We start from the raw sequence: 7,566 nt of genomic DNA on the forward strand, positions 1-7,566 counted from the left end.
GCCGGCAGTCGCCAAACTTGCCGCACCGCCAAGATTGCAGGACACTGCCTCCCTGCCCGTGACGCATCGCCATCACAATTAACGGGCTCGAATCGGGCAAAGCGACATGAGCAAACTCGACGACCTCTACCGATTGCACCGTTTGTTGGATGGCCGGCGCACCGCTATCAGCCGCCAAGCGCTGTTGGATGAGTTGGAGATATCCCGCTCCAAACTCACCCGTCTTATTGCGGACTTGCGCGACAGAGTCGGTGCTCCCCTCGTTTTCGACCAAGAGCGCGGCGGCTATAGATTCAACACGGCCGATGGTCGCCACCATTTGCCCGGCCTGTGGTTCACCGGCGAAGAACTGCATGCCCTCGTTAGCCTCGATCATCTGCTACAAACGCTCCAGCCCGGCCTGCTGGATCAATTGCTTGCACCTATCCGCGCGCGTTTGGAGCGCATCCTGCAGACCGAACACCTCGGTGGCGGCGAGGCGCAAAAGCGCATCCGCATTCTGGCCATGGCGGCTCGCGCAAAAAACATGCGCCAGTTTCAGACCGCGGCCGGCGCCGTGCTGCAACGCAAGCGGCTATCCATCGAGTATTACAACCGCGAGCGCGACCAGACCGGCGCGCGGGAAATCTCACCCCAACGGCTCACCCACTACCGCGACAACTGGTACCTGGACGCTTGGTGTCACCAGAACAAAGCCCTGCGCATTTTCGCCGTCGAATGCATCCGTCACGCGACCGTGTCGACGAAAAAGGCCAGGAACGTGCCGGACGCCACCCTCGACCGCGAACTGACCAGCGCCTACGGCATCTTCGCCGGTGAGCCTGTCGCCACTGCCGTCCTGCGCTTTACCGCGTATCGCGCCCGTTGGGTGGCCGATGAAATCTGGCACCCAGAGCAGAGATCGCGCTGGCTGGACGACGGCCGCTATGAACTCACTATCCCGTACTCACGCGACACCGAGCTCATCATGGACATCCTCAAGCATGGTGCGGAGGTCGAAGTGATCGCGCCCGAGGCGCTTACACAAGCCGTAAAAAAACAGCTCGACCGGGCCAGGAGCCAGTACGGATAAGGGTTTGCGTCAGGCTCAGGTTTTGGGCCTGGACGGGAGTAGGATGTAAAGTCGGTACGAACAAGAACATGTCAGAGACACCACGACCTATCGCTCACGCAGCCCGGAATCCAGACGGAAGCTGGCGGATTCCGCATGACCTTGCAGATCACCTGACTGGCGTGGCAGCACTGGCCAGTAATCATGCCCAGTCATTTGGTGCGGGGGATTGGGCGTATCTTGCAGGGTTGTGGCACGACATCGGCAAGTACCGGGCACGCTTCCAACATTACATCCGACAGGCCAGTGGCTTCGAGGCCGATGCCCATATTCGGGGCGAGGCCGGGAAATCGCCCCATTCCACTGCGGGCGCGTTGCTCGCCTGTGACCGCTTTGGCACGGCTGGGCGGGTGCTGGCCTATCTCATCGCCGGACACCATGCCGGGCTATATGACTGGTTCGGCGGTCTGGAGGCTCGCCTCGACAGCATGGACAGCCGGTATGAACTCGACGAATCTCTGGCGGAGCATCCACCCGTCAACATTCTCGATCACGGTGCTTTCACTCCCAATCTGCGCGCCACGCCAGGCGGGAAAGCGGGTTTTGCCTTGTGGTTACGGATGTTGTTCTCCTGTCTGGTGGATGCCGACTTCCTCGACACCGAGGCTTACATGGACACAGGCAAGTCCGCGCAGCGCGGAAACTGGCCGGACGTGCAAAACCTGCTTGAACAGTTTGATCGTTTCATGGCTGGCAAGATGCGCACGGCAGACCCTACGCCGGTTAACGCGTTGCGTGCCGACATCCTGCGACAATGCCGTGATAAGGCGGTCGAGGCCCCTGGCGTGTTCTCCCTCACCGTGCCCACCGGCGGCGGCAAGACCCTCTCCAGCTTGGCCTTCGCGCTGAAGCACGCAAAGCGATACACCAAACGCCGCATCATCTACGTAATCCCCTACACCAGCATCATCGAGCAGACCGCCGATATCTTTCGGGACATTTTCGGTGAGGCGGTGATCGAGCACCACAGCAATGCTGAAGCCGATCCCGGCGCAGAGACCAGCAAGAGCCGCCTCGCCTGCGAAAACTGGGATGCGCCGATTGTCGTCACCACCAACGTGCAGTTTTTTGAGTCGCTGTTTGCCGCTAAAACGTCGCGCTGCCGCAAGCTACACAACATCGTCGATTCTGTTGTCGTGCTGGACGAGGCGCAGCTTTTGCCGCCGGAGTTTCTGCAACCCATCCTTGATGTATTGAATCTGCTGACCCAGCATTACGGCGTCACCGTGGTGCTTTCCACCGCCACACAGCCCGCGCTCACGACCCGAGAGTACTTCGACGCAAAGAACAACATGCGCGGCCTCGACAACGCGCGCGAGATCATGAGCGACCCCGACGCGCTTTACCGAAAGTTGGAGCGGGTCAACGTGCGCCTGCCAGCCGATTGGAATACCCCTGTGAGCTGGGACGCGCTGGCGGACGAAATCAGCCAATACGATTCCGTACTCACCATCGTCAATCGCCGCAAGGATGCTCGCGAACTCTGGCGACGAATGCCGGAACGCAGCGTGCACCTCTCCGCGCTGATGTGCGGTGAACATCGCTCGCAAACCATTCGGCAAATCAGAGCGCGCCTCAAGGACAACATTCCTACCCGCGTTGTCAGCACACAGCTAGTCGAGGCTGGTGTCGATGTGGATTTCCCAGTGGTCTACCGGGCGCTGGCCGGACTGGACTCCATCGCCCAGGCCGCCGGACGCTGCAATCGGGAAGGACGGCTGGCAGAACTTGGCAAGCAAGGCGAGGTGGTGGTGTTCGTCCCACCCCAACCTGCGCCACCCGGGCTGTTGCGTAAAGGCGAAGATGCCTGCCGTAGCGTGCTCCATGTCCACACTGGCAAGCCACTGGAGCGAGCCTTGTTCGCCCGCTATTTCGAGAAGCTGTATCACGCCTGCGATCTGGATGCGCAAGGCATCGGTGCATTGCTCAAGGTCGATGGGCAAACTCTTGCTATCAATTTCCGCAGCGCCGCCGAGAAATTCAAACTTATCCAGGATGAAGACAGCGCGCCGGTTATCGTCCGCTATCGCGGCGCGGATGGAAAAGACGAGACGATAGACATATTGCTGAGCACCTTGAAGAAACAAGGTCCCGAACGTTTGCTGATGCGCAAACTCCAGCGCTATACCGTCAACATTCCGCGCCGCGACGCCCTGAGGCTCCTCGCCCAAAGCGACGTCGTCGAGGCCATTCCCGGCCTATTCGTACAAGGGAACGACTGGCTATATCATGACCAACTCGGGCTTATCATGGATGGGAGCCCGCTCTCTGCATCGGCATCCATCGTCTGAAAGGAATCTGCCTTGAAACGCTACTGCCTTGAACTCACCGGCGACTTCGCCTGCTTCACCCGCCCGGAAATGAAAGTCGAGCGCGTCAGCTACGATGTAATGACCCCGTCCGCAGCCCGCGCCTGCTTCGAAGCCATTTTGTGGAAACCTGCCATACGCTGGCACATTCGCCGTATCGAAGTCCTCAAACCCATCCGCTGGATCAATCTGCGCCGCAACGAAGTCGCCAGCGTGGTCTCCACGCGCAACGTGGAAGCCGCCATGAAGAACGGCACGGGTATTCTCGGGCTCAACATCGAAGACGACCGCCAGCAACGCGCAGGGCTTTTTCTGCGCGATGTAGGCTATCGCGTCCACGCCGATCTGGAGTTCTTCTCAGAACGGGATACGGGCGCACACGCCAACAAGTATTCTGAAATGTTCGAGCGCCGCGCCAGCCATGGCCAATGCGTCAACCAGCCCTATCTCGGCTGCCGCGAGTTTGCTGCGTATTTTCGGCTGGTAACAGACCCTGCCGCCGAACCTGCGCCCGTAGATGAAACCCGCGAGCTTGGCTTCATGCTGCACGACCTGGATTTCGCCAATCCCGCCGACCCCACGCCGCGCTTCTTCCGTGCACGACTGGAAAAAGGCGCAATCAACGTGCCCGCTTCTGACAGCGAGGAGGTACGGGGATGATTCTGCAAGCGCTCAATGCCTATTACGAACGTTCCGGTGAATTGCCGCGCGAAGGGTGGATTCGCCGGGGCGTGGACTACATCGTGGTGCTAAATACCGAAGGTAATTGCACCAATATCGAACCGGTGGGGGAAATGAAGAAAGGCAAAACCGTCTCCCGTGAAATGCTGGTGCCTGCCATAGGCAAGCAAGCGATGAAGCATACCAACAGCGGCACCGACGCCAACCTGCTCTGGGACAACGCCAGTTTTGCGCTGGGGTCTGGGAAGAAAGGAGCGCAGAAACTGACCAGTTTTCTCGACACTATGCGAGTCTGGCTAAAGGAGTGCCATCAGGATACCGGGATTAAAGCGGTCCAACGCTTCTGCAAATCGCTGCAAACAAACCCTGACAGCCTTGCTGATTTGCTGAAGCGTTTCCGACTGGACGAGGAATTTTCCAAGCGCGACCCGGTACTGGTTTTCCGCTTAGTTGGTGACGTTGAGGAGGTACACGCACGCGCCACCGTCAGGGCGACCTACGAGAAGCAGTTCGCTCTTGATGACCCGAATCCCCTCATCGGGAATTGCCTCATTACCGGGAAACACGGTGTTCCCATCGCACCCAACGAGACTGTCATCAAGAATGTATGGAACGCACAGCCTGCGGGTGCGAACATCATTTCGTTCAACGCGCGCGCCTTCGAGTCCTACGGCAAGCGTAATCGGAACGGGGAAAATGCTCCGATCAGCAAGGGCGCGTCTTTTGCCTACACGACTGCACTCAATCATTTGCTTACGTCTCGCCAGCGTATTCAAGTCGGCGACTCCTCCACTGTGTTTTGGGCGGAAGAAGCCCACGATCTGGAAAGCGTCCTGCCGGATCTGTTCGGCGAACCGCCCAAAGACGACACCGACCGGGGCACGGACGCCTTGAATGTGCTGTATCAGGCTGTGCAGTCTGGCAAATTCACCAAAGGCGAAGCAAACACCCGTTTGCATGTTTTGGGCCTGGCGCCGAACGCCGCTCGTATTGCCATCCGTTTTTGGGAAACGGCCCCGGCGCACGAACTGGCTCGACGCATCGCCCGGCATTTCGACGATATCGAGATCGCCCGTGCCCCCCACGATCCGGAACACCTGTCCCTATCTGCGCTTTTGAAAGCCAGTAGCCGACGCAAGTCAGACGGCAGCTATGACATACCGCCCAGCCTGGGCGGCGAGGTCATGCGTGCCATTCTGGAAGGGCTGCCCTATCCCGCACCGTTGCTCAATCTTGCGGTGCAGCGCTGCCGGGCGGAACAGAAACCGACCTACGCCCGCGCTGCTGCCATCAAAGCCGCGTTGAATCGCTTGATTCGTCGTGCCAACCTAACTGCATCCAGCCCCGAGAAGGAGTTTCAGACCATGCTTGACCCGACCAGCACCAATTCGGCCTACCGTTTGGGGCGGCTATTTGCCACTCTGGAAAAAGTACAGGAAGAGGCCAGTCCAGGTCTTAACGCGACCATCCGTGATCGCTACTACAGCGCTGCTTCCAGCACACCCGTCGCCGTGTTCACCACGTTGCTGCGATTGAAGAATCATCACTTGGGCAAACTTTCCAAAGGCCGCGCCGTGCAGATGGAAAGACTGATCGGCGAAATCATCGGCGAGCTGGATGACTTTCCCCGCATTCTCGCCTTGCCGGATCAAGGCCGCTTTGCCCTGGGGTACTACCATCAACGCCAAGCCTTCTTCACCAAATCCGACACCCCGACCACCGACAACAAAGAGGAACCCAAATGAGTCTGACTAACCGCTACGACTTCGTACTGCTGTTCGACGTGAAAGACGGCAACCCAAATGGCGACCCCGATGCCGGCAATTTGCCACGATTGGATGCCGAGACTGGCCACGGGCTGGTGACGGACGTTTCCTTGAAACGCAAGGTGCGCAATTTTGTCGGCATGACAAAAGGCGAGCAGCCCCCATTCGAGATTTATGTGAAAGAGAAGGCCATCCTTAACAATCAGCACAAGCGCGCCTATGCGGGAATTGGGCGCGAAGACTTGATTGCGGGCGACGACAAGAAACGCAAAGGCGGCAATGCCGTAGACGATGCCCGCCAGTGGATGTGCCGCAACTTTTTTGATGTACGAACTTTCGGTGCCGTTATGTCGACCGGCATCAATTGCGGCCAGGTGCGCGGCCCGGTACAAATCACTTTTGCCCGGTCTATCAATCCCATCATTACCCAGGAACACTCGATCACCCGTATGGCTGTCGCCACCGAAGCGGAAGCCGAAAAGCAAGAAGGCGACAACCGCACTATGGGCCGCAAACACACTGTGCCCTACGGCCTGTACTTGGCGCACGGTTTTGTCTCTAGCTTCCTCGCCAAGCAAACCGGCTTTTCCGAGGAGGATCTGGAACTTCTCTGGCAGGCTTTGGCCCAGATGTTCGAGCATGACCGTTCCGCCGCACGCGGCGAGATGACGACGCGCGGACTATATGTGTTCAAGCACGATTCGGAATTGGGGAACGCTCCGGCCCATGTCCTGTTCGAGCGCGTCCGGACGAAGCTCAAGGAGGGGGTGAGCGCCCCGCGCAGTTTTGACGATTACGATGTGGCTGTTGAAGATGCCAATCTGCCCGCAGGCGTGACACTTTTGCGCAAGTGTTGAAAACAGGCCCGAGATGCCGCGCATAGCCATTTCGGCCACAATAAGCTTCTCTCCCTGATCTTCTGAGGAAATAAACATGGACTGGCGCGAGCGAATCACTTCCGATGCCGATACCCTGTGCGGAAAGGCGCGCATCAAGGGCACACGCATCGGCGTGATGTTTATTCTCGATCGTCTGGCCGACGGCTGGTCGGAGGCGGACATTCTTGATAGCTATCCACGCCTGAAGCGGGAGGACTTGCAGGCGGTGTTCGCTTTCGTGCGTGATTGTCTGAAGGACGAAACCTTCATCATGCATGCTGTGCTGAAGTCAGGGAACAATCAGCATGACGACAGCGGTGACGACGGCGGCATTGCGGGCGCCGGGTGAAACACCTACAGGCCGCTTTGCAGTGGTGACGCGGGACGACACCCGCCGGTGTTTGTCATCGATGCGACGGTCGAGTGGGTGCGAGCTTGCCGTCAGGCGTGATGCCAAGCCGAAAGTGCTGAATGCCTTATCGCCGTTCGCCCCAATATCCGGGGCGGCGCCGATGGTGCGCTACGGCCAGCACGCGCAGGATATCGGAATCAATTCTGTACACGATGGAATAGGGATATCGATGAATCACCATGCTCCGGGTGTTGCTTGCGGCGGGTGTGCCCATGACTGGGTGATCGCCTAGCAGGGCCAAGGTGTGATGTACTTCGTTCCTGAAATCCGCGGCATGAAACCGGCCGGCCTCGACTGCATACCGGCGCGTGGCCTCAGCGAACTCTGCGCGAGCCGCTGGTGCGAATATGACCTTCACTTATTGTGGGCGGCGATGAGCGCGTCGATTTCCTTGAATACTTCCTCGGCG

7 protein-coding genes are annotated in these 7,566 nt (G+C 58.8%); 6 read left to right on the forward strand and 1 reads right to left on the reverse strand.

Annotated elements, in window-relative coordinates; genetic code table 11:
• Positions 1–106 precede the first annotated feature (106 nt).
• The 6 genes from VMV64_RS03230 to VMV64_RS03255 all read left to right on the forward strand — a co-directional run bounded on the left by VMV64_RS03230 (position 107) and on the right by VMV64_RS03255 (position 7,094).
• A complete protein-coding gene (locus VMV64_RS03230) occupies positions 107–1,072 on the forward strand; it encodes a helix-turn-helix transcriptional regulator (protein WP_325328514.1) in 966 nt (321 codons plus the stop codon).
• Between the two features lie 68 nt (positions 1,073–1,140).
• The gene (cas3, locus tag VMV64_RS03235) at positions 1,141–3,402 is read left to right on the forward strand and encodes a CRISPR-associated helicase Cas3' (RefSeq protein WP_325328515.1); all 2,262 of its coding nucleotides are present in this window, start codon (positions 1,141–1,143) and stop codon (positions 3,400–3,402) included.
• Positions 3,403–3,414: 12 nt separating this feature from the next.
• On the forward strand, positions 3,415–4,080 hold the full coding sequence (cas5c, locus tag VMV64_RS03240; RefSeq protein WP_325328516.1) for a type I-C CRISPR-associated protein Cas5c: 666 nt from the start codon (positions 3,415–3,417) through the stop codon (positions 4,078–4,080).
• Positions 4,077–5,846, forward strand: a complete 1,770-nt coding sequence (gene cas8c / locus VMV64_RS03245) for a type I-C CRISPR-associated protein Cas8c/Csd1 (RefSeq protein WP_325328517.1) — start codon at positions 4,077–4,079, stop codon at positions 5,844–5,846. The genes cas5c and cas8c overlap by 4 nt, the downstream gene beginning before the upstream one ends.
• Positions 5,843–6,724, forward strand: a complete 882-nt coding sequence (gene cas7c, locus VMV64_RS03250; protein ID WP_325328518.1) for a type I-C CRISPR-associated protein Cas7/Csd2 — start codon at positions 5,843–5,845, stop codon at positions 6,722–6,724. The genes cas8c and cas7c overlap by 4 nt, the downstream gene beginning before the upstream one ends.
• A 76-nt stretch (positions 6,725–6,800) precedes the next feature.
• Complete coding sequence (locus VMV64_RS03255) at positions 6,801–7,094, forward strand: DUF433 domain-containing protein (RefSeq protein ID WP_325328519.1); 294 nt, start codon at positions 6,801–6,803, stop codon at positions 7,092–7,094.
• Between the two features lie 127 nt (positions 7,095–7,221).
• Here VMV64_RS03255 and VMV64_RS17345 read toward each other — a convergent pair whose 3' ends face one another.
• Entirely contained in the window at positions 7,222–7,515 is a 294-nt protein-coding gene (locus tag VMV64_RS17345; protein ID WP_414718823.1) for a type II toxin-antitoxin system RelE/ParE family toxin, read from the reverse strand.
• Positions 7,516–7,566 lie beyond the last annotated feature (51 nt).

This window comes from Sulfuricella sp., from assembly GCF_035531155.1.
In the GTDB taxonomy this organism is placed as follows: Bacteria; Pseudomonadota; Gammaproteobacteria; order Burkholderiales; family Sulfuricellaceae; genus Sulfuricella.

What these genes read in the sequence shown, in the direction of transcription:
- VMV64_RS03230 (WP_325328514.1), top strand. Translation starts at nt 107, where the DNA reads ATGAGCAAACTCGACGACCTCTACCGATTGCACCGTTTGTTGGATGGC.
- cas3 (WP_325328515.1), top strand. Translation starts at nt 1,141, where the DNA reads ATGTCAGAGACACCACGACCTATCGCTCACGCAGCCCGGAATCCAGAC.
- cas8c (WP_325328517.1), top strand. Translation starts at nt 4,077, where the DNA reads ATGATTCTGCAAGCGCTCAATGCCTATTACGAACGTTCCGGTGAATTG.
- cas7c (WP_325328518.1), top strand. Translation starts at nt 5,843, where the DNA reads ATGAGTCTGACTAACCGCTACGACTTCGTACTGCTGTTCGACGTGAAA.
- VMV64_RS03255 (WP_325328519.1), top strand. Translation starts at nt 6,801, where the DNA reads ATGGACTGGCGCGAGCGAATCACTTCCGATGCCGATACCCTGTGCGGA.